Annotated in this window: 17 protein-coding genes; 9 read left to right on the forward strand and 8 right to left on the reverse strand. The window is 35.8% G+C overall.

Annotation, left to right across the window (positions count from 1 at the left end):
• Positions 1-18: 18 nt before the first annotated feature.
• Complete coding sequence (locus tag LQV47_RS17455) at positions 19-774, reverse strand: type 1 glutamine amidotransferase domain-containing protein (protein WP_230039207.1); 756 nt, start codon at positions 772-774, stop codon at positions 19-21.
• Between the two features lie 262 nt (positions 775-1,036).
• Between LQV47_RS17455 and LQV47_RS17460 the strand changes: the two genes are divergently transcribed.
• Both LQV47_RS17460 and LQV47_RS17465 read left to right on the forward strand, forming a co-directional pair.
• Positions 1,037-2,698 (forward strand): FAD-binding dehydrogenase, encoded by a 1,662-nt coding sequence (locus LQV47_RS17460; RefSeq protein ID WP_230039208.1) that lies wholly within the window; start codon positions 1,037-1,039, stop codon positions 2,696-2,698.
• A 23-nt stretch (positions 2,699-2,721) separates the two neighbouring features.
• Complete coding sequence (locus LQV47_RS17465; protein ID WP_230039210.1) at positions 2,722-3,525, forward strand: SDR family oxidoreductase; 804 nt, start codon at positions 2,722-2,724, stop codon at positions 3,523-3,525.
• A 175-nt stretch (positions 3,526-3,700) separates the two neighbouring features.
• On the opposite strand, the gene LQV47_RS17470 is transcribed toward LQV47_RS17465, so the two are convergent.
• From LQV47_RS17470 to LQV47_RS17495, 6 genes are all read right to left on the reverse strand, one after another.
• Positions 3,701-4,510 (reverse strand): phosphatase PAP2 family protein, encoded by an 810-nt coding sequence (locus LQV47_RS17470; protein WP_230039212.1) that lies wholly within the window; start codon positions 4,508-4,510, stop codon positions 3,701-3,703.
• Between the two features lie 32 nt (positions 4,511-4,542).
• On the reverse strand, positions 4,543-6,963 hold the full coding sequence (locus LQV47_RS17475) for a TonB-dependent receptor (protein ID WP_354961160.1): 2,421 nt from the start codon (positions 6,961-6,963) through the stop codon (positions 4,543-4,545).
• A 46-nt stretch (positions 6,964-7,009) separates the two neighbouring features.
• Positions 7,010-7,762 carry a hypothetical protein gene (locus tag LQV47_RS17480; protein ID WP_230039214.1) on the reverse strand — a complete coding sequence of 251 codons (753 nt, stop codon included), beginning with the start codon at positions 7,760-7,762 and terminating at the stop codon, positions 7,010-7,012.
• Between the two features lie 335 nt (positions 7,763-8,097).
• Positions 8,098-9,384, reverse strand: a complete 1,287-nt coding sequence (locus LQV47_RS17485; protein WP_230039216.1) for a HAMP domain-containing sensor histidine kinase — start codon at positions 9,382-9,384, stop codon at positions 8,098-8,100.
• Positions 9,385-9,623: 239 nt separating this feature from the next.
• Positions 9,624-10,298, reverse strand: coding sequence for a response regulator transcription factor (locus tag LQV47_RS17490; protein ID WP_230039217.1), 675 nt, complete (start codon positions 10,296-10,298; stop codon positions 9,624-9,626).
• Between the two features lie 59 nt (positions 10,299-10,357).
• The gene (locus LQV47_RS17495; protein WP_230039219.1) at positions 10,358-11,350 is read right to left on the reverse strand and encodes an aldo/keto reductase; all 993 of its coding nucleotides are present in this window, start codon (positions 11,348-11,350) and stop codon (positions 10,358-10,360) included.
• 173 nt (positions 11,351-11,523) lie between these two features.
• Here LQV47_RS17495 and LQV47_RS17500 point away from each other — a divergent pair, with 173 nt between their 5' ends.
• From LQV47_RS17500 to LQV47_RS17515, 4 genes are all read left to right on the forward strand, one after another.
• Positions 11,524-12,792, forward strand: coding sequence for an NAD(P)/FAD-dependent oxidoreductase (locus LQV47_RS17500; protein ID WP_230039221.1), 1,269 nt, complete (start codon positions 11,524-11,526; stop codon positions 12,790-12,792).
• Between the two features lie 48 nt (positions 12,793-12,840).
• Entirely contained in the window at positions 12,841-13,830 is a 990-nt protein-coding gene (locus LQV47_RS17505; RefSeq protein ID WP_230039223.1) for an SDR family oxidoreductase, read from the forward strand.
• A 357-nt stretch (positions 13,831-14,187) separates the two neighbouring features.
• Positions 14,188-15,555 carry an endonuclease/exonuclease/phosphatase family protein gene (locus LQV47_RS17510; RefSeq protein ID WP_230039225.1) on the forward strand — a complete coding sequence of 456 codons (1,368 nt, stop codon included), beginning with the start codon at positions 14,188-14,190 and terminating at the stop codon, positions 15,553-15,555.
• A gap of 316 nt (positions 15,556-15,871) precedes the next feature.
• Positions 15,872-17,719 (forward strand): chloride channel protein, encoded by a 1,848-nt coding sequence (locus LQV47_RS17515; RefSeq protein WP_230039227.1) that lies wholly within the window; start codon positions 15,872-15,874, stop codon positions 17,717-17,719.
• Positions 17,720-17,919: 200 nt separating this feature from the next.
• Here LQV47_RS17515 and LQV47_RS17520 read toward each other — a convergent pair whose 3' ends face one another.
• Complete coding sequence (locus LQV47_RS17520) at positions 17,920-18,864, reverse strand: aldo/keto reductase (protein ID WP_230039229.1); 945 nt, start codon at positions 18,862-18,864, stop codon at positions 17,920-17,922.
• A gap of 313 nt (positions 18,865-19,177) precedes the next feature.
• Here LQV47_RS17520 and LQV47_RS17525 point away from each other — a divergent pair, with 313 nt between their 5' ends.
• From LQV47_RS17525 to LQV47_RS17535, 3 genes are all read left to right on the forward strand, one after another.
• On the forward strand, positions 19,178-19,675 hold the full coding sequence (locus LQV47_RS17525) for a sigma-70 family RNA polymerase sigma factor (RefSeq protein ID WP_230039231.1): 498 nt from the start codon (positions 19,178-19,180) through the stop codon (positions 19,673-19,675).
• 117 nt (positions 19,676-19,792) lie between these two features.
• Positions 19,793-20,614: a FecR family protein gene (locus LQV47_RS17530; RefSeq protein ID WP_230039233.1), complete on the forward strand. Its 822-nt coding sequence runs from the start codon at positions 19,793-19,795 to the stop codon at positions 20,612-20,614.
• An 85-nt stretch (positions 20,615-20,699) separates the two neighbouring features.
• Positions 20,700-23,912, forward strand: coding sequence for a TonB-dependent receptor (locus tag LQV47_RS17535; RefSeq protein WP_230039235.1), 3,213 nt, complete (start codon positions 20,700-20,702; stop codon positions 23,910-23,912).
• The last annotated feature ends 14 nt before the right edge of the window (positions 23,913-23,926 follow it).

The following is a 23,926-nucleotide window of genomic DNA, read 5'->3' on the forward strand; positions in this document are numbered from 1 at the left end:
TTTATTATAATAAACAGCCTATTCTGATAAAGCTTCAATGACCAATTGTGATGCAAGAAAACTGCTGTGCTGCTGTTGTGCAGTAATTAATCTTCCATCTCTCACTGCAAATGGTTCCAGAGGCCCGGCAACTTCAAATTTGGTGTTTGGGTTTTTTCTGGCTTCTGTTTCAATCGTATAATCATTGACAGTCATTCCGAACATTGTATTGATAATATCCTCTTCACTGTCTGCAAATCCTGTCCATGTTTTACCATCTGCCAAAAGTTTTCCGTTACTGAGTGTGGTCCACAACAGTAAAGAAGTTCCATGGCAGATAAGACAGGTAATTTTTCCTGCCTCATAAAAGTCTGCAATAAGTTTGTGTAGTTTTTTATCATCTTTAAAAGTGAGTAAGGGTGCTCCTCCTCCCGCAACACAAACGGCATCATAATTATTAATATCTATTTCCTCTACAGCTTTTGAATTTTGTAATAATTTTCCAAAAATAGGATGATGACGAAAACCAATGCTAATCAAGTCGTTAGGGTAAGCGCCATCCGGATTTTCAGGGTCTGAGTGGGCATCAAATTTCACTTCCCCTCCTTTTGGTGAGCATAGGTCCACATCATACCCTGCCTGTATAAAATCAAAAAAAGGACGTGTCATTTCTTCTGCAAAAAAACCGACGCTAATACCATGAAGATGAGTGGCATTAGAAACTAAGCACAGAATTCTTTTTTTAGGATATATGTGTTTTGGCTGTCTTCTGATTATATGGTCATGTTCATTCATATTATTTTTTTAGATTATTGAAGTGTTTTGTTTGTTTTTCCTTAAACAAAGTTATATAAATGAATAACTTATATATGGTGAGGTTTTCGGAACTTTAGAAAATTCAATTATTTTTTCCCGCTAATAGGAATTATAAAATCCCCTTCTTGAAAAATTAAACATTCGAAAATTGAAAATCATCTCTTGAAATAATTTTATCAGTCTAAGAGTAATATTTTATACATTTATATAAAGTATTGTTCAATAAAAATACCCCAGTAAAATGACAGAGACATTCCAGCCTGATGCTATTATTGTAGGAACCGGATTAGCGGGATTAACTGCCGCTATGGAAATAACCAATGCAGGAAAGAAAGTCCTTTTATTGGACCAGGAAACTGAAGAGAATATAGGAGGACAGGCATTCTGGTCTTTTGGAGGTCTTTTCCTGATCAATTCCCCCCAACAGCGCAGAATGGGAATTAAAGATTCTTATGAGCTGGCTTTACAGGATTGGAAAGGGACAGCAGGTTTTGACCGTAAAGAAGATTATTGGCCCCGTCAGTGGGCAGAAGCCTATCTGAAATTTGCGGCAGGTGAAAAATACAAATACATTTCCAGATTGGGAATCAAGTTGATGTTTATGGTCGGTTGGGCTGAGCGTGGTGACGGATCTGCTGCAGGACACGGAAATTCTGTACCCCGTTTCCATGTCAGTTGGGGAACGGGCACAGGGGTAATAAAGCCATTTGTAGAAAAAGCATATCAGGCGAAAGAGAAAGGTTTGTTACAAATGAAATTCAGACACAGAGTTACTGAATTGATTCTGGAAAATGGAAAAATAAAAGGACTTAAAGGTGACGTGCTGGAAAACGACTCTCAGGAAAGAGGAATGGCCACCAATAGAAATGTAATCTCACAATTTGAATATACTTCTCCTCATATTATTATTGCTTCGGGAGGTATTGGAGCCAATCATGAGCTGGTAAGAAAGAACTGGCCCGAGAGATTGGGACCTGCTCCCGAAAATATGGTGTGCGGAGTTCCTGCCTATGTAGACGGAAAAATGATTGGTATTGCAGAAAATATAGGAGCTGATATTATCAATAGGGATAGAATGTGGCATTATACAGAAGGAATCCAAAACTGGAATCCCATATGGCCTAACCACGGAATAAGAATATTACCCGGGCCTTCCTCATTGTGGTTTGATGCCCAGGGAAAGCGCCTTCCTGCTCCTTTCCTGCCCGGATTTGATACATTGGGAACTTTAAAATATATCCAGGATACAGGATTTTCTTATTCATGGTTTATTCTCACTCAAAAAATTATAAAGAAAGAATTTGCGCTTTCCGGCTCGGAACAGAACCCGGATATTACCAATAAAGACTACTCTCTCTTTTTGAGCAGAATTTTTGGCAAAAAGGCACATGGACCTGTTGAAGCATTCAAAGAACACGGAAAAGACTTTATTGTATCAGATAATCTGGAAGACCTTGTTTCTAAAATGAATCAGCTGGCCGGAAATCATCTTTTAAAGTATGAAAAAATAAAAGCACAGATTGAAGCCCGGGACAGGGAGCTTGATAATAAATTTTCAAAAGATACACAGGTCAATTATATCCGAAATACCCGTAACTATCTGGGTGATAAGCTTGGCCGTGTGGCAGCCCCACATAAAATATTGTCTCCTGAAAATGGACCTTTAATTGCGGTACGTCTTCATATTCTTACCCGTAAAACATTGGGTGGCATTAAAACAAATCTTAACGGCCAGGTTTTAAGACAGGATGAAAGCATTATTGAAGGACTTTATGCTGCCGGAGAAGTAGCAGGTTTTGGCGGTGGTGGAATGCACGGTTATCGTGCTTTGGAAGGGACATTCCTTGGGGGATGTATTTTTTCGGGAATGAAAGCCGGGAAATATATCGCCGGATTACAATAAAATCATTTGAATACAGAACTATTATGAGTACTTATTTTGACAATAAGGTTATTTGGATCACGGGAGCATCATCAGGAATTGGAGAAGCATTGACTAAGGAGCTTACCGTGAATACGAATGCAAAGATTATTCTTTCTTCCAGGAAGGAGGAACAATTATATGCTGTAGCAGAAAATGCAGGGCTTCCCCACTCCAGATATGCAGTGCTTCCTCTGGATCTAGCCAATTATAAAGATATGCCTGATATTGCAGGAAAAGCAATAGAAAAATTTGGAAAGATTGATATTCTCATTAACAATGCCGGGCTGTCTCAGCGCTCATTGGCCATGGAAACTGATATCGAGATTGATAAACACTTAATGGAAGTTGACTATCTAGGAACCGTTGCCCTTACCAAAGCGGTTGTTCCTTATATGATTAAAAACGGTGGAGGCCAGATTGCTGTAGTTTCCAGTCTCATGGGAGTATTCGGAGCTCCGATGCGAAGTGGCTATGCTGCTGCTAAACATGCGCTGCATGGCTTTTTTGATGCCCTGCGTGCAGAGTTATATGCTCAAAAAGTCCTTGTTACCATCATCTGCCCCGGATTTATACAAACCAATATTTCCATTCATGCGGTCACCGGTGACGGCTCCCTGCAGGGAACCATGGATGATGCTACTGAGAAAGGAATGTCTGCTGATATTTTTGCCAGAAAAATGCTCTCTGCTATAGGAAAAAAGAAAAATCAGAAAGCTATTGGTGGTAAAGAAGTATTGGGTGTTTATCTGAAAAGGTTTTTCCCTGCATTACTGGCAAAGTTCGTGCGTAATGCCAAGGTAGTATAGATGATTTTTTATTAAAAACCAATCCCGAGCTTCTGTGAATACCTGTAAAAATAGCTTGGATCGATTGATCCCTTTTTATCAGGAAAATTTATAACAGAATAAAGCGTCACTCATATGGGATGACGCTTTGTTTTTTTAAGACAAATATTATTCAACAGGTTTAAAAGATATCCATTTAAAAAGTTTTTATGAGCCCTATCCTTACTGCATTGTTTTGATAAAACGGCATCACCATTGTAGATGATAATGATGTATTTTTAGTTTTATTTTTTCCGCGAAGTAAATGATCAATTCTTGGATATAGCCAATATGCTAATTCTGTAGAAAGGATTCCGAATCCTGTTCCCGCAACAACATCTCCCAGCCAGTGTTTATCATTCAGCATCCGGTATACTCCGGTGAAGATAGCAAACGGATACCCGGAAAGACTTAACCAGAAGTTGGTGTCTTTATATTCTCTGAACATAAACTGTGCATTAGAAAATGCTGTTGCAGCATGACCTGAAGGGAAAGACATTGTATTGGAACGGTCAGGTCTTTCTTCTTTTACCATATATTTTAAAGGAAATGTAATAGCTGCTGCAATGAGTTGTGAAGAGACATAGATAATAGTACGGTCTCTTAAATTATGTTTTCCTTTTACCCCGGCCAAATTCAATCCATATACCATAATTCCCGGTGCATACAGCGTATAATTATCAAAATTTATCCGGGTAGGTTGGTGTTCATTAATTTCAGTTCTCGTTGAAATATTAAGCTGTCGGAGGTCTTTTATTGTTAAACCCGCTACTCCATACGTAATGAAGGCTGCCGGAATAATCAAACTTTTATAATTCAGTTTACTTTTTTGAATAGCGGTTGTAATGCTATCATGTATTGGTTCCTGAACTACAATCGTGTCGTTATTGTTTTGTGCATTGAGTGTACTGAAAGCTGAAATTAAAACAATGAAATAGATCAGCATTTTTTGACGGTGTTTTTTCATCCTGGATTACATTTGTAATTTTTACTTCTTTATTAAAATTTATAACTATACCCCAGTCTTACGACCTGAGTTTCATAATAATCATTGCTGGTATAAGCGAATCCCATTCCTTGAATTTTTTTCTTCATCACCATTGTATTAAGTATATCTGAAGCATTTAAAAACACTTCTCCCTTTCCTTTTTGAATGGCTTTTTTAATACCTAAATCCACCGAAAATCTAGACTTGATCCGTCCTTGGGGAATAATATCAGGAGCAAGGTAAACCGCTGTAAGCTGAGCATTCAGCCCTTTGGTAAAATGAAAAACATTATTCATCTTGATATTCCCTGAAATGGTGGATTGTTTGTCTGCTGAAAAAGTATTGGGCTCAGGATAAAGGTTTACTACTGAAAATGCATTGATCTGATTCCTATACATATTTCCATTGATATTAAAAGAATAGATATCTGATACTTTTTGGTTCCATATTGCTTCTAATCCTGTATTATAACTTCTCCCCACATTTTGGAATAGGGCATAAATCAGAGTACTGTTGGGTACAATACTTGAAATTCTGGTGATGGTTCCATTAGCAAAACGATGGTATAGTGCAGAATATAAATATCCGTTATCCCAATTGTATTTATATCCTAGTTCAATAGAGTTGGTAAATTGGGGCCTTAATGCGGGATTTCCTACTTTAATAATCTCTGCATCATCATATTTTGGGAAAATCCGGATATCCACTTCATTAGGACGGTCTACCCTTCTGTTATAAAAGATAGAAACCTTATTATGTTCGTTGAGCTTGTATGCTAATCTAAAGTTAGGAAAGGGCTGTGTATAATTGTACCCATCACTTGTATAGGTAGGATGATTAGGATTAACATCATATTGAATTTTCACATACTCAAGTCTTATACCAAGTTCTGCCTCCCATTTTTCATTTTCAAAAATATAATTTCCATACACTGCAGGGATGAACTCTTTATAGTTGGCCTTCCCTCCCGCAGAAATATCCAGTACAGAATTGGATCCCGGAATAAAATTCATATCGGTAGGGATACTTCTGTTTCTCAGTTTAATTCCAGTTTCAATCCTGCCATATTTTAAAGGTTTTACATAATCTACATTGAAATCATATACCTGTTCATCAGATAATAATTTAAAAGCATCCGTTCCGGCAGATACAGGCAAATAATTATCATAGAAATATTTTTCGTCCTCCCTGTGGAAAGTATAATTAAACCCTACATTCAATAGATGTCCGGCTTCTTTGAATTTATGCTGATAGGAAGCTGTTCCCATTGCGGTAGTTTTTAATTCATCTTCCAAAAACTGCCATAGACGAAGGCGTTGAGATACATCCCCGTTAAAAAATGGCTGGTCTCCACGATCTATAATTTTCTCACTTCCATACATGCCCGAAATAGTTAATGTATTTTGTGCGTCAATATTCCAGTCTATTCCAGCTTTAGTAGTAAAAAAATTGGTATTCCTATTTCTTTTCAGCTGTGAATTGATTATAGTTCCATTATCGTAAGTACGAGTTACAAACTCATTTTTATTAAGTGTTTCGGTATATAAATTATCGGCTTGTAAAAAAACATTAACCTTATTTTTTCTGTAGTTGAGAGAAAGCGAAGGATTGATCTTTGGGGTTAATGTATATTGTGACCGGATTGTCGGTAAATTTTCTTTTCTTACCCAAAGAGAACCTAAACCTGCTGTAAATCCAATCTTACCATTCCAGCCGTTTTGTTTATTTTTTTTCATGATAATATTGATGATCCCCGCGTTTCCATTAGCATCATATTTTGAAGAAGGATTGTTGATGATTTCAATTTTATCAATCGATGAGGCAGGTATATTATCCAGCCCTGTCTGGCTTCCGAAGCCTGTAAGAGCGGTTTGTTTACCATCTATCAAAACAGTTACTTTATCATTTCCTCTTAGCTGTACTTTGCCATCCTGAACCGTTATTCCGGGTAGATTTTGCATACTTTGCAATACAGATCCTCCGTTTTGGCTGATATTGTCTGCTACAGCATATGTTTTCTTATCCAGACGATTGTCTATTTCATTCTTTTTGGAAGCTGTAATGGCCACCTCTTCAATTTTTGTTTCCTTTCCCTGCTTTGGGATCAGTTCAATAATGGGGATTTCCAGGAACTCAGAAAGACTTCCTATGAAAACAGACTGCACCTGGGTATCATAGCCCGTCATAGAAGTTTCCAGCATATAATGATCAGGCTTTATACCCATAATAGAAAATCTTCCCTCTTCATTGGTGATGGTTCCGGCTACAAAAGCACTGTCTTTTTCCTTTTTTAAAATAATATGGGCATAGGCCAATCCTGTTTTTTCTTTATCGGTTATTCTTCCGGAGACTGTTACAGAATTGGTTTGCGCAAAGGCTATAGTAGAAATAATACATGTTGGAAAAAGGAGCAACTTCTTTCTATTCATCATAAATATTAATTTTTTAGGATTTTTTTAAGGTTAAAAAATAAGGGTGTTATCCCTGAAATGGCGATTTCTTAATATGTTCTCTTTGTGAAATCACAATCATGACAATCATTAAAGCAAGAGATATCAGCGAAGCATTCAATGTTCCAAGATCAAGACCTCCTTTTACAACAGGTTTGGTTAAAAGATCTCCGAATGTAGCTCCGAATGGTCTGGTAAAAACAAAAGCAATCCAAAACAATACAACATGATTGATCTTTGTAAAATAATGAAGCAAGACAACGATAAGGATGATCAATCCGGTAATACAGGCTCCAGTTAAGTAGCCTAGTCCCATATTGTCACTTAGAAAATCTCCGAATGCCGTTCCCAGGCTGTTGGAAAATAATATGGCGATCCAATAATAAAGCTCTTTATTTCTTTCAAAAATGGGATAGACTTCAAGGTTATTATACTTTTTGTACCATAAAAAAAGTGAAGCCAGAAGCCCGGAAAGAAGGATTAAGCTCCCTAATAAGTATCCTGCTTTCAATGTTCTGTCTATAAAATCAGAGATTTCTGTACCTAAAGTTGTTGTTCCTATAATTACCATCCAGTATACAGCCGGAACATATTTTTTTATGTTGAGTTGGATGGATAGTAGAATGGCAAAAAATAATAAGGTAACAAGAATTCCCATCGTGTATCCAAGATTAAGGGTCATAGAAATAAAGTCTCCCAGGGTCTCTCCAAGCGTGGTGGCTACGATTTTCATTAACCAGAACAGTACCGTGACTGCTGCTACTTTGTTCGCTGTCCTCATCTTGTTGTATGTTTAAAGGCAAAAAATTGCGCAAGATTGATAATCAAAAACGAATTATAAAAATATTTTACGGGTGATATTTTACTTAAATACAGCAAAGCAGGAAGCAAAACTGTCATCAGAGAGAAAAGCAGATATGAGATCAGAATCAATATAAGATTCACCTTACCGCCATACATAGCGCTAAGCCAGAATACAGGGATTATTCCCGAAAATAAAAGGGCAATTTTTACAATCATTTCTAAATAAAATCTACACGTAAGTATATTTCAATACAAAGGTGCAATCAGATTTAGAAGAAATTTTGAATTGTCCGGGTTCGGATATTTTTTTAACTATAAATTAACGGAAAAGATATGGTGGCTATTATCAAACCTGTAGCTGACTGTCCAATTATGAAATTTACAGATTTCCTGAATAATAGAGAGTCCTAGCCCACTTCCGTTATGATTTGCTGACAATTTTGAAAATCTTTTGAATAATAATTCGGCATCCAGTTTTTCCGTCCCGGAATTGGAGATTTCAAAAACAGAATCTGTTAATTTTATAGCAATAGATCCATCGGGTGAAGTATGCCGGATAGCATTAATAATCAAATTGTTAATCATAATTTCCGTTAGACTGCTGTTTCCGTTTAGCCGTACATCAGATTTAATATGTTCCTGTAGATCAATGTTTTTTTGTTCAAAATGTTCCTTGAGAATATCAATACTTTGATGGAGGAGCTGATCAAACGAGATATTTTCAGAATTATCAAACTGGTTATTATCTATTTTAGACAATAATATAAGGTTTTTATTGATGCGGGAACTTCTGGTAAGCGCTCTGTTCATTTCTTCAACAATCCGGTATTGTTTTTCTGTCAGATCCTGATCCTGTAATAGGAGATCCAGCTTATTTTTGATAATAGCAAGTGGTGTTTGCAGCTCATGGGAGGCATTTTCAGTAAACTCCTTTTGAGTTTTATAGACCGAAATATTGTGCTCTATCAGCTTATAAAGAGATTGGTTGAGTTCTTCAAACTCTGCGGTATCAGAAGATGAGAATTCAATTTTATTCTGGCTGTTAAGTTTAAAGGTTTTCAATCGGTCCAGTGTCTCCCGGAATGGCCTCCAGATTGATGCTGAAAGTCTTCTGTTCATATATAAAAGTCCCACTACAATCATCACAAAGAAAAAGATAGTGATCATGGCTATCACTCCTATTGTTTCATGGGTTTCCTCAATATTGGTCTGTATGGTAAAAAGATAGGGGTTGCTTTGGATATAAACCACCTTCTCCAGGCATCTGTACCGTTCTTTTTTGTGTTCAGCTATAAATGGAAGATGCCTTTCATTAGTATAAACACTATCACCTTTTATACGATTTGCGGAAATTTTTTCAATATTGGTTTCAGGCTGAATATCGTTCCATAATTTCATGCTTTTCCCCAGCTGCTCTTCAGACAGTTTCAACTGGTTGAACTCATATGCCGTTTTCTCTACAATAATCTGGTTATGCTCATCAAGTTCACTTTTCCAAATCGTGTCTACCACAAAGTAATACACAGGAATACTTATTGTCAATACAATAAGTACATAAATAAGAAAAGGCTTTGTCGTTTTGCTTAATAGAGGCTTCACAATAATGATAATGATGAGTTATAAGTTACAAGTTATGAGTTTTGGGATGTTTTTAAGATGAGTATATAAGATGGGTGTCTACTTTTTTATTTGCAATTTAATATTAATTGGCTATAAATTTCGTTCCGTATTTTAGAAGAAAAAACAATATTTGTTATTCCGAAGAACCTGATGAATTATTTCAGCTCTTTTACTATGTATGTTTTCATGATAAAAGAAGGTTAAGAAATACAATTGGCTTATGTTTCCCACTTATAACCTGTTCCATATACGGTTTTAAGGTAATGACTGCACCCCGCATCATATAATTTTTTCTTTAAATTTTTTACATGGGCATACACAAAATCATGATTGTCCAGCATATCTGCAAAATCACCGGAAAGATGCTCTGCCAGGGTGCTTTTAGAAATCACCTTATTTTTGTTTCCTATAAAATAGATCAGAAGGTCGAATTCTTTTTTGGTCAAAGAAATGATGTCATCATTTACAGACACTGTTTTGGCGAGTAAATCAATTTGAAGTTCATTCTGTCTGATTATATTGGAGCTGCTGAATTGCTTCCTGCGGATAATTGAATATACTCTTGCTATAAGCTCTGAAAGATGAAAAGGTTTGGTAAGATAATCATCAGCCCCCAGCTTCAGGCCTTCAATTTTATCATCCAGTGCGTTTTTGGCAGAAATGATAATAACGCCATCCTGTTTGTTCTGTTTTTTTAATTCCTCTAAAATTTTCAGCCCATTGCCGTCAGGAAGCATAATATCCAATAAAATGCAATCATATTGAAATGTTTCAATTTTATTCATAGCTTCACTAAATGTAGAAGCAAATTCACATAGATAATTTTCTTCAGAAAGATATTCCGAAATACTCTTAGCAAGCTCTGTTTCGTCTTCAACGATTAGAATTTTCATGTGATAAATCTATCATTAAATTTTGAAGAAATTTTGAATTTTCTGTTGTGTTTTAATAATTACGGTTGAGGAATCTGAACTTCCTTATAAATCAACCCCTCAGCTTTCAATTCTTGCCAGAAATCAAAAGGAATATGGGCGTGCAGCGCTTCCACATTATCTTTTACCTGTTCAGGTTTGCTGGCTCCGGGAATAATAGATGAAAATTCATCACAAGCAAGTACAAAGTGAAGGGCAGCATCTATAAGACTTATATTGTACTGTGATGCTATAGTTTCCATTCGGTCCCGTTTTTCATTCATCCCTTTTGGAATCAGATCCTTATAATTATACCGTTTTCTTCCTGCAATATAACCGGAGTTATATCCGGTTCCTGAAACCAGTTTTACCCCGGATTTTCTAACAGCAGGAAGAAGTCTGTCCACCGCATCTTCATGTTCTAAAATCGAATATTGTGTTGCAGAAAGGCAGACATCGGGATCTGCAGATTCCAGACAGTCTAAGATAGGTTCAATTGTATTGACCCCCATTCCCCAGGCTTTGATGACTCCCTGGTCCCGGAGTTCAGAAAGAACTTTAAAAGCCCCTTTTCTTGCCTGTTCCAGAAAATAGGGATAACGGTCCCCTACCTGGTCTTCAGACAAATCGTGAACATAAACAATATCAATGTGATTGAGTCCTGTTCTTTGTAAACTGTCTGCAATAGATCTTTTTATAGCATCAGCTGTATAATCATGTCTGAAATCATAGTTCAGGGGATTCTTCCACATGGTTGGGGGAACTTCCGATTCCGGAACTTCATTAAAAAGCCTTCCCACTTTTGTTGAAAATATAAAATCACTTCTTTCTTTATCCTTAAGGAAGTTTCCAAACCGTCTTTCGCTCTTGGTGAGCCCATACCATGGAGAAGTATCATAATATCTGATCCCGGTGTCCCATGCAGTCTGAAGTATTTCGTAAGCCTGTTCATCCGTGATATTTTCAAAAGCTGTACCTATGGCAACCCCGCCTAAGCCCAGACGGTGTTTTCCTGTTAAAATATCTGTTTTCATATGACAATATTTTGGGGTGTTGGCTATATAACCAACAAACATCGTGCAGACCTTAAGAAGAAGATAAAAAGCAAGTTGATTTTGTTTTTTTTATATGTTAAATGTTTGTTATCTAAGCTCCTTTGGTCCTGTTATTGAATGAAATAAAGAACATCATTTCAATATCATTTATTATGAAAAAGCATATTCTAATCGTCGGAGGAGGATTTGCCGGCATCAATCTTATCAAATCTCTTAAAAATGATAAAAGATTCAGAATTACACTGGTAGACAAGAATAATTATCATTTTTTTCCGCCATTGATCTATCAGGTAGCTACTTCATTTATAGAAGCATCCAATATCAGCTACCCTTTCAGAAAATTATTTTCAGAGAATAAGCATGTAAAATTTCACATGGGAAGCCTGATTAAAGTAGACCCTGAAAATAAAACAATAGAAACGGAAACAGGAAATCTCAGCTATGATTATCTGGTACTGGCATTGGGAACAGAATCTAATTTTTTCGGAATGGAAAATGTACAGAAATGTGCACTGCCGATGAAAAGTATTGAAGAGGCGCTGTACCTTAGGAATCATATATTGCTGACACTGGAAGAGGCTGCCCGAAATAAGGATATAAAACAGGCTGAAAAGCTGCAGAATATTGTTATTGCAGGAGGAGGCCCTACCGGGGTAGAACTCGCTGGAATGCTGGCAGAAATGGGCCGGTATATTGCTCAAAAAGAATATCCTGAAATCAAGATAAGTCTTTCCAGTATCTATCTGATTGACGCTTTACCTACCCTTCTTTCTCCTATGAGCCAGCTGGCTCAAAAAACAGCTTATGAAAAGCTGACAGAACTGGGCGTGAAGATTCTTCTGAACGTTTCTGTAAAAGATTATGTAGATTCCCAGGTTATTTTAAGTGATGGAAAATCCATTGCAACGGAAACCCTTATCTGGACATCCGGGGTGATAGGCCGGGAAATTGACGGACTGCCTGAAGCCAGTGTAGGAAAAGGCAGACGCCTGCTGGTAGATGCCTACAATAAAGTAGAACAAACAGAAAATATATATGCTATAGGAGATATTTGTCTTATGCTTTCTGAAGAAAAATTTCCAAAAGGACATCCTCAGCTTGCGCAGGTTGCCATCCAGCAGGGGAAAAATCTGGCAGCTAATTTTAAACGGATAGAAGATGGTAAAGTTCTTGAACCTTTTTATTACAATGATAAAGGCAGTATGGCTATCATCTCAAAATATAACGCTGTAGTGGATCTTCCGAAGAATTCCTTCAACGGATTTTTAGCATGGCTTACCTGGCTTTTTATCCATATCATCCCTCTTGTAGGGTTCAGAAGTAAAATACAGCTGGCCTTAGACTGGTTCCGTTTATTTATTACCAATAATCCGTCTATCAGACTTATACTTTTTCCTAAAAGAAATACAGGAAACGGATAGCAGAACAGCTTATAAAGTATATTTCAAATCACAATTAAATCTATCATTATGAAAAATTCTAGAAAACCTCCATTTTTTGGTGAAACGGTTGTCATTACAGGAGCCTCCAGCGGAGTTGGTAAGGCTGTGGCAGAGGCATTTGCTCAGCAGGGAGCAGATCTTGTTTTAGCTGCAAGGGGTGAAGAGGGCCTTAACAAGACAGCAGAAGTATGTAGGAAGTTAGGAGCCACGGTTATTGCTGTACCCACTGATACTTCCGTAGCCGAAGAAGTGCAGCATCTGGTAGATCAGGCTCTTCAATTTAGCGGTAAGATTGATTACTGGGTGAATAATGCAGGTGTTTTGGCTTTCGGTAAATTTGAGAAGATCCCTGTGGAAGTAACGGATCAGATTGTAAAAACAAATTTGTTGGGATATATGCATTCGGCACATGCTGTGCTTCCGGTCTTTAAACGCCAGAAAAGAGGTGTTTTACTGAATAATATTTCAATCGGAGGATGGATGCCTGCTCCATACGGAACAGCATATACTGCTTCAAAATTCGGAGTTCGCGGTATGGTGGAGACCCTTCAGGGGGAAGTGTCAGACTATCCCAATATTCATATCTGTGCCTTATATCCGGGATTTCAGAAGTCATCGGGAATAGATCATGCTGCCAATTATTCAGGAATAAAACTGAGTACGCCCCCTCCTTCATTTGATCCGCGTAAGCTTGCAGATTCCATTGTAAAGGCAGCTAAGAATCCCCAGGAAGCTATATATCCAGACTGGTCTGCTGTTGTATTTAAAAATATGTATGAAATATTTCCGGGGCTCATCAGGTATATTTCTTCTGCGGGAATGCGCGCGGTGATGAAGAAAGCCAATAAAGATGAGAAAGGAAGCGGAAATGTACTGGAACCTTCCAAAGGAAATACGGGAATAGATGGCAAAAAACAGATTTCTGTTTCTCCAAAAATGATAACCTATATGGGAGCCGGGGCGGTCATTATTGTTGCCGCAGGATTATTGTTTTCAGGAAAACTAAGGAAAATATAATATTCAAAGAATTTTAGAAATTTTTAATAGTTGGGCTTTCTTATTTGATTCTTAAAGATGTAAAGGTTTGGTAAGATAATCATCAGCCCCCACCTTCAATTTTATTATCCAGTGCGTTTTTGGCAAAAATGATAATAACGCTATCCATAGACAAATGTAATTTACTCAAAATAAATAATTTACATTAAAAATTAATTTAATTAATTATCATGTATGTAAAATTATTAATTTATTTGATTTTTGTATAGAAAATAATATTCTCAATGCAAATATGTCAAAAACAATAGTAAATTAATATTCTATTCATAGATTTATTATGAATATGTATTATTTTTGCTAAAATAAAAAACATTTATTATGAAAAATAAATTATGTACTGCATTCTATGCAATACTGATGCTTTGTTTCACTTCCTGCACAGATTCTGAGCTCGGTTCTACCTCTTCTTCAAATACAGAAGATACTTCAAATGCCAGTAATAGACAAACATCTATTGGAGAATATTCTTTTAGCATTATGCAATTGAATATATGGCTTGAAGGAACAAAAGTACCCAATGGTTATGATGCAATTGTTAATGAAATTGCTGCACGTGAACCGGATTTTGTCACATTATCAGAAGTTGGTACAAATACTAACTTTAATACTCGTATCCTGGCTTCTTTAAAACAGAAAGGGAAAATCTACTATTCATTCAATAGTAATGATACTACTGTTTTAAGTAAATACCCAATTAAGGAATATTCAAAGTTTAGCAGATATGATCGTATCGTAACCGAAATAATTGCTGGAAATGAAATAGCAGTTTATTCCGGGCATTTACATTATAAAAATTATGCAGCTTACTACCCAAGAGGATATGATCCTAATACTTTCACCAAATTATCTACTCCCATTACTGATCCTGTTACAATCTTACAGGAAAATGACGCATCTAATAGGCCCAGAGAAATACAGGATTTTATAACAACTTCCAAAAACGATATTGCAAGTGGCAGAACGGTAATATTAGGAGGAGATTTTAACGAGCCATCCTATCTCGATTGGACAAATGCCGCTAAAAATTTATATGACCACCGAGGAGCAGTTGTACCATGGAGTACAACTGCTACCCTTTCTAAAGCTAATTTTAAGGATAGTTATAGAGTATTATATCCAAACGAAATAGATTATCCAGGATTTACATGGCCAGCACAGGCATCATGGACTCCTAGTTCTGATGAACGTGACAGAATTGATTATATTTTCTATTATGATGATTCCAGAACAACAGTGAAAGACAGCTATATTGTAGGTCCGAAAAATACAGTTGTTAAAAATATTTCTATTCCGGAGGCTTCAAAAGATAAATTTTCAGAACCTGTAGGAGCTTGGCCTACAGATCATAAAGGAGTATTGACTGTTTTTACTGCAAAGATAAAAGATACAGCTCTTCCTAAGATAACCCTGAATAACACCAGTTATAAACTGAATGAAGATATTAATATTACCTATACCAATGGTTCTACAGATCCTAAGGCCTGGATTGGTATTTACAAACAGGGAATAATTCCTGGACAAAATACAAGTGTCAACTACTCAACTAAATGGGGATATACAAATGGGCAGACCAATGGTACACTTAATTTTAAATTAAGTACTCCCGGTAATTATTTTGTTGCCTATTTTAAAGATAATGGATATAATGAAATTGCCCAAAGAGTTTATTTTACTAGTAATAATTAAATCTTCATGTATTTGAAATTTTTGTATGAATAACAAGGATGAAGTTTTTTTATTTTAAGCTTTTATTTTAGCCTCCCTAATATGATTTCAGTCAATTTAAATGATAGTGTATAATAAAATTAACATAGAAGGAAAAATCAAATATGTAAATCCTAAGCCTGTTATTATTTTCTAAACATTCTTAGCTTTCTATTGATTCTTAATGTCTAGATACACTATGTAACTTAAAAGAAGATGACCTTAGTGATTTTTGTAAGATATTTCATAAATTTACATTTCTGTATCAAATTGATAGCAGTATTAAAATTCTTCCCAGGTGAAAATTCACAACAAAAAAAAATACTTAAGCTTCCTTAAATTTAAAAGAGATTTCCAAAAATACGGATTAGAAAAGGCACGCAGTTATGAGCTTATTCTGCATTGGCTGAACAACAGATTGAGCAGGAATCAGTTTCTTGTACTTTCCGGAATCCTTGTAGGATGTACTGCCGGTCTTGCAGGTGTCATTCTGAAAACTTTAGTACACGATATCCATAATTTCATCACCACTAAAGTTCATTTCGAATATCAGATATTATTTTATATTGTCTTTCCTTTTTTAGGAATTGTATTGACGACAATGATTGTTCTTACTTTGTTTAAAGGGCAGGACCGGAAAGGAATTGGCGCTATTCTTTATGAAATTGCCCAAAACTCCAGTATTGTGGCCTCTGTAAAAATGTATTCACAGGTAATACAGAGTGCTATTACTGTTGGGCTGGGAGGTTCTGCAGGACTGGAGAGCCCTATAGCTGTTACCGGAGCCGCCATCGGTTCCAACTATGCCCAGACCTACAGACTCAGCTATAAAGAGCGTACTTTATTGCTGGCTGCCGGTGCTACGGCGGGGATTGCCTCTGCATTCAATGCTCCTATTGCAGGGATCATGTTTGCCTTTGAAATTCTGCTGACCGGTGTAGTTTTTACAGACTTTATCCCTCTGGTTGTTGCTGCAGTCTGTGGAAGCCTTTTATCAAGAATTTTACTGCAGGAAGATGTTCTTTTCAGATTTTATACCAGAGAGCCTTTCAACTATAAAAATGTACCTTATTACTTTATTTTGGGAATTGTAACCGGATTATATGCCCGCTATTTTGTAATTATTTCTCAAAAAGTAGAACATTTTATAAAAGGTCTTCAGCTTTCAAGAATGCGTAAGGCCATGTTTGGAGGAGCTGTCCTTTCACTGTTGTGTGTGCTGTTTCCTCCTCTGTTTGGAGAGGGATATGAGACGGTAAAAGCTTTTACCAATGGAAATACGTATTCTATTATTGAAAACAGTTTTTTCAGATATTTTGAGATCGGTGAGTGGACTATTATTATATTTCTGGTTTTGGTATTGCTTTTAAAAGCTTTTGCAACCTCCTTTACGATCTTCAGTGGCGGAAATGGTGGAAATTTTGCTCCATCCCTTTTTGCTGGGGGTACTTTAGGTTATTTATTTGCCCTGGTCTGTCAGCATATCGGATTTACAGATGTACCGGTAACCAACCTTGTCCTTGTAGGAATGGCTGGAGCCATGAGTGGTGTATTATATGCTCCGCTTACTGCTATATTTCTGATTGCAGAATCCAGTTTTGGATACGATCTGTTTATTCCACTGATGATTGCTTCTGTAATATCTTATCTTATTGCCAAATGGTTTTCTCCTATTTCTCCGGAATTAAAATCTCTTGCCGATGAAGGTAAAATATTCACAAATAAGCATGATAAAAACCTTCTTTTTGCATTGAAAACAGATGATTTTATTGATAAATACTCACAGACCATCAATGAGAATGCATCTATCACAAATTTGTTTGAACTGGTAAAAAACGGAGATAAAAATATCTTTGCCGTAGTAGATGATCAGCGAAAACTGAAAGGAATTCTTACATTAGATGATATAAGACCCTATCTTTTTAACAAAGAAATTGATCCTTCCCAACTGATTGTCCAGGTAATGAAAGCACCGCCAGCTATACTCCACCGTGAAAATAAACCGCTGGAAATTCTTCAGATCTTTGATGATACAGGAGTATGGAATCTTCCGGTAGTCAGCGGGAATAATGACTTTATCGGGTTTATATCAAAATCTTCAATTCTGATGAGCTACAGACAATTATTAAAAGAATACTCTGACTAACAGATACTATTTAACACTACAAATTTCAGCTGCTTATACTATCCTGATATTACAATTGAAAGGCTGAGAATTCCCCTCCTCTGGAGGGGTGGCAAATCAAAGATTTGACGGGGTGGTTATAAAAAGAATTTCCATTTATAAAAAGCAATCCGTTCAAAACTGAACGGATTGCTTTTTATAGTGAATGATGATCATTACACCTAATTACTAGCCTTGTTAAGCAGGTCTATATCTTCCTGATCTAAAACAAGTTTTGGAGCATTAAACAGGGTTTCAAGCTGTGATGCACTGGTAGCACTTACAATAGGAGCTGTAATCAATGGATTAGCCAGCAACCAGGCCAGAGCCACAGTACTTTGAGGAGTATGATGCTTCTCGCCCACCTGATCCAATGCTTTTAAAACTTCAAGACCTTTGGCATTCATGTATTTTCGTACGCCTTCCCCTCTGGCACTTTTTGCAAAATCAGCTTCATCACGGTATTTTCCTGTTAAGAAACCGGCGGCCAGAGACCAATATGGAAAAACACTCAGATCAAATTCTTCTACCAAAGGTGCATAATTTTTTTCAAAACCTTCCCTTTCCATCAGGTTATAATGAGGCTGTAAGGCAACATATTTAGGAAGATTATGCTTTTCTGCAGCTTCAAAAGAGGCTTTTAAACGCTCTGGGGAAAGATTGGAGGCTGCAATATAACGTACTTTTCCTGCCTTAATGATCTCGTCATAAGCAGAAAGTGTTTCTTCTACCGGAGTAATGTTATCGTCAAAATGCGTATAATAAATGTCTATGTGGTCAGTCTGAAGTCTTTGCAGAGATTCATCCACTGATCGTAAAATATGTTTTTTGCTGATATCAAAACCATGTTCTTTTGTTTCAGAACCTACTTTAGTTGCCAGAACAATATCCTTGCGGCTGGAACGGCTTTTCATCCACTTTCCGATGATCTCTTCGGACTGTCCTCCTCTGCCGTTTACCCACCATGAATAGGTATCTGCCGTATCTATAAAATTGAATCCTGCTTCCGTAAAGCGGTCTAATATATCAAAAGATTGTTGTTCGTCCAGCGTCCATCCAAAAACATTCCCACCAAAATTGACAGGTGCTACTGCCAGATCGGTATTTTTGATCTTTCTTTTTTCCATAAAATGATTTGTTATTACAAAGTATTAAGTGACATCTAAGGTAAGGAATAAAGGCAAAAAGAGGGATTCAAAATAACCATACAGTCCATAGTTATTATAAATAGAAATTGTTATTCACTTTAGATTATTGATGTCTCTAATAAATATTTCACTTTTTATATCATGTAATATGGTGATTTTCTTCAATTACAAAATAGTTTATTATATTTTTCTTATTAAGCACCTAATTGCCTGATTTTATCAAATATGCTTAAAAATTAATATATCTTTAAACAGTTTAAAAATCTTTTTAGATAGTTTTATGGCCATATAAATGCATCAAAAATTTGTCCTACTAATGGAACAATTCAAAAAAATATATTCTGAATATAAACATAGAGTTTATTTCTTTGTTAAGAAATATGTTCAAAAAGAAGAGGATATAGAAGATATTGTCCAGGAAATTTTTATACATGTTTGGAAGTATAGGGATAAAGCTGCCCAAATTCCTATGGAAGCTATCATTTTTAAAACCTGTAAACAGGAGGTTTCTAATTTTTATCGTAAAAATAAATTATTATTTACTTTTTCTGAAAAAGAAATCATTACAGAAGAAGAGGAAACTCTCGATGAAAACAGCCATGAAGAACTGATTTCAAAGGTTAAGCGTCTTTTAGAAAAACTGCCTCAGAAAACCCGGGAATTATTTATTCAACATACAATTAAAAACATCAGTTATTCTCAATTGGCTAGAGAAAATAACCTGTCAAAAACAGCTGTCAGCAAACAAATACATAAGGCTCTAAGCTTTCTGAGAGGCAATCTGCATTAATTTACCATTATTATTTAATATGAACAAATTGTTAAATCCTGATTTTTAGGGTGAACGATTTGGCATTTCTGTGTATTTGCTAAAAAATGGTTTGAATGAAATCATAATGTATGCTGTATGAGTTTAGAAAAAAAATTTGCAGAAACCTGGAAAGCAGTTTCCGAGGAACAAAATAAAATAGATGCCACTACAGACCGAAGAATCTGGAAAAGTATCAATATAAAATTCAGGAAAAAAAGAAATATAAAAAAACTGTATTGGGCAGCAGCTATTCTTGTCCCCTTTTTTATTTTTTTAATGATGGATGAGAATTTTCAAAAAACGGCCATACAGCATAAACAAAAATATGTTTATGAAAGTTTTGAAGCTTCAAAAATTCTCAGATTATCTGATGGAAGTATCATCAAACTGATGCCATACAGCAAGTTGACTCTCAGTAAAAATTTTGGAGATAAAGACAGGGAAATCATCTTTACAGGACAAGGAGATTTTAGCATTGCTAAAGATAAAACAAAACCTTTCAGAATTAATGCCGGAGATTTTCATATACAGGTTTTGGGAACTCATTTCTTTTTAGACCAAAAATCTAAAGAAAAGAAAGTAGAATTATTTGAAGGAAAAGTAAAAGTAGAACACTTAGGGAAAATCACTTATTTACTGTCCAAAGAAATCTGGATCAGTAATAATAAGAATTCTGATTACCATTATTACAAAGCGGAGAAACAAATGAACTTCACATTCAATGATTCAGCATATTCAGAGGTGATTAAGCAACTGGAAGACATCTATAATGTAAAAATATCTTATCCTGATCAATATAGAAGCCGAACAGTAAGTGGTTCATTTACAGGAAACCTTAATGATATTCTCTCAATAATCAGCTATCCGTTTAATCTAAAAGTGAAAAAAATAAATGAAACAGAAATACTATTAAAATAAAGAAGCATCGATAATGGGGGTTATCGATGCAGATTTAATCAACTTAAAAACCTGTAGAAAGTTTAAAAATTAATATGGCAAATTTATGAAAAAAACAGCAATTAGTATTGCTATGCTTGGGATATTGTATGTTTCTCAGCGGTTACACGCTTCAGAAATTTATACTGATATGCATACAGCTTATGTGACAGCTCCACCTGTAACTAAAGTGTTGGAGAAGTTGAGTAAAATAACTAAAACACAATTTTTTTATTCAGTATCAGACCTTGAAGATATTTTGATAGATGATCAGGATATTGACTACAGATTATTACATCCTACATTGGATTATTTACAGAAAAATTATCCTATTGAATTTAGCATTCAAAATAATATTGTCACCGTAAGAAGATTATCAAGGAAGATTGAAAAGAAAAGCAATATTGAAATAAATCATATTTCTAAAAATGATACCATTACCGAAAAAGCAAAAAAGATCGATGAAGTAGTATTGGTAGGTTATGGAAAGCAAAATAAAAAAGATGTATCAGGTTCTATTGCTTCTCTTGTCGAAAAAGACCTGAAAAGTGTAGCCTCAGGCAATTTTGGGGATATGATTGCCGGAAAGGCCACCGGAATTCAGATTGCTTCAGCAAATGCGAGCCCCGGGTCTTCACCCAATATCCGTATCCGGGGAATCGGGACGTTAACAGCCGGGGCAAATCCCCTGATCGTTGTTGATGGTTTTCCACTTACAGAAGGAACCAATTTAAATTCAATAGATCCTAATTCTATTGCTTCGATAGATGTTCTTAAAGATGCAGCCTCAACGGCTATTTATGGATCAAGGGGAGCCAATGGCGTGATTTTAATTCAGACCAAAGAAGGTAAAAAAGGAAAACTTGAGGTGACTTTGGATTCCTATTATGGAATTCAGACAAGAAGTGATAATGAAAAGTTCGTTAATGCTTATGATATGGCCGTTTTCATGAAAGAATCCAGGGATAATAATTATCTTTCAAAAGGCGTCAACAGAAGTACTTTGGACGATACAGCAACAAGAATTTCTAAAGGAGCTACCTTGAGAGAACTTGTTCCTGATTATTTAACACCTTACTTGAACAAGCAACCCGGGCTCACAGATACTGACTGGTATTCAGTCGTATTAAGACCTGCTCCTATTAGCAACACTTCACTGAATATTCTTGGAGGAAGTGAAACAACAAAATACTCATTTACAGGAAGCTATCTGAACCAAAAAGGAATTCTGATTGGAACTGATTATGAGAAGTACTCCGGAAATATCAATCTGGTTACCAATATAACAGATCAACTGAAATTTGGAGTTTCCATGACTCCCTCTTTCTCAAAAGGAAGTTTTTTTGATATGGTAAACGGAGGAAGAACTTATAATCTTCTTCAAATGGCCACTACCATGTATCCGTTCTTTACCCCGAAGGATACCGATGGAAATCTTATTATTTCTCAACAGATAAAAGTAAATGGCCCTACGGATGGCGCTTTGGTTGAAAATCCTGTTGCTATTGCAGAAATGACAAAAAGGAAATATACTTTATTTAAAACATTTGGAAATATTTTTGGAGAATGGAATTTTTTAAGGGATTTTAAGTATAAAATTTCCGCAGGTGGAGATTATACAAATTATGAGTACAATTTTTTTGATCCATCAACGGTAGGAAGCTATAGAACTTCCGCTCCCGACGTTACCACAGCAAGCAGAACAGAGTATATTACCCAGAATTATCTGATTGAAAACTTACTGACTTATGATAAAAAGATTGATAGCCATTCTTTTAACGCCATTTTGGGACAGTCTTATCAAAGTGAAAATTCAAATCAAACTACAACTTTAGCTACTGGTTTTCCGGATAACAGTCTGGAAAATATTTCCGGTGGTACATCATTTAAAATTGATATCAATCAGTATAAATGGGCACTTATTTCTTATTTTACAAGACTCAGTTATACCTACAACAGTAAATATAGCCTCATGGCATCTTATAGAAGAGATGGATCATCAAGATTCGGGGCTCATTCCAAATGGGGAAACTTTTATGCCTTATCATTAGGATGGACTGTAAGTAAAGAACGTTTCTTTATGGAAAATAAGTGGTTGGATCCTTTGAAATTGAGGTTTAGTTTAGGAACAAACGGAAATAATCAGATTCCGAATTTTGGCTCACTATCCCTGATGGAAAAAGAAAACTATGTTTTTGGAGGAATATTGGTACCCGGATATCGATCTTCCACAGCAGCAAGCTTTGACCTTTCCTGGGAAAAATCAAAATCTGTGAATTTTGGAATTGATTTCGGGTTGTTTAATAAGTACTTAAATGTATCTGCTGACTATTATATTTTAAATAGAAACGGCTTGTTATTAGATGTGCCGGTTCCCCAGCAATCCGGATACTCTACATTGCTTCAGAATATTGGAAAAATCAGAAACAGAGGTTTAGAAATACAGCTTTCATTGAAAGCTATTCATATAGGAGAAGACTTTGAATATTCAAGTAATTTTAGTTTTTCTACTAATACCAATAAAGTATTGGCTCTTGCAAATGGGCAGTCACAAATTGTAACCGGAGCAAATAATTTTGCAGTAACAAGAGTTGGTGGTTCTATTGCTGAAATGTATGGCTATACTATTCTGGGAATTTATAAAAGCCAACAGGAAATAGATAATTCAGCTCATATTCCGGGAACATTAGTAGGAGATTATATGATGGAGGATATCAATAAAGACGGCAAGATTGATGCCAATGACAAGAAAAGTTTTGGCTCCGGAATTCCTAAATATGTGATAGGCTTCACCCATTCATTCCGATATAAAAATTTTGACCTTAATTTTACATTATATAGTGAGCTAAGCAGGAAAATCTATAACGGAGACCAGGTAAATAGTACAGAATCAGGGGAAGGTTTTGGAATGGCAACTCAGAACTATTTTGACAACAGATATAACCCGGTTACCAATCCCAACGGAATGTATGCAATGCCCAATATGAACTTCTCAAATAATAGAAAAGAAGCCAGAACTTCCAGTATTTTCTTTAAAAATGGAGATTATGTAAGATTAAGATCCTTAAGGCTTGCTTATAATCTTCCCCAACAGCTGGTTTCTGCCTTAAAGGTAAAATCAATTCAACTGTATTTTGTAGGAAACAATCTTTTCACCATAACTTCTTATAAAGGACAAAATCTTGATGCAACTTCAGAAAGTATTCTCACGCAAGGCTATGACAACGGTTATTATCCGGTAGCAAGAATCTATTCTTTTGGAATGAATATGAAATTTTAATTTGAATGCAACCT

Origin of the sequence: Chryseobacterium sp. Bi04, from assembly GCF_918698085.1 — a bacterium.
Taxonomy (GTDB): Bacteria; Bacteroidota; Bacteroidia; order Flavobacteriales; family Weeksellaceae; genus Chryseobacterium.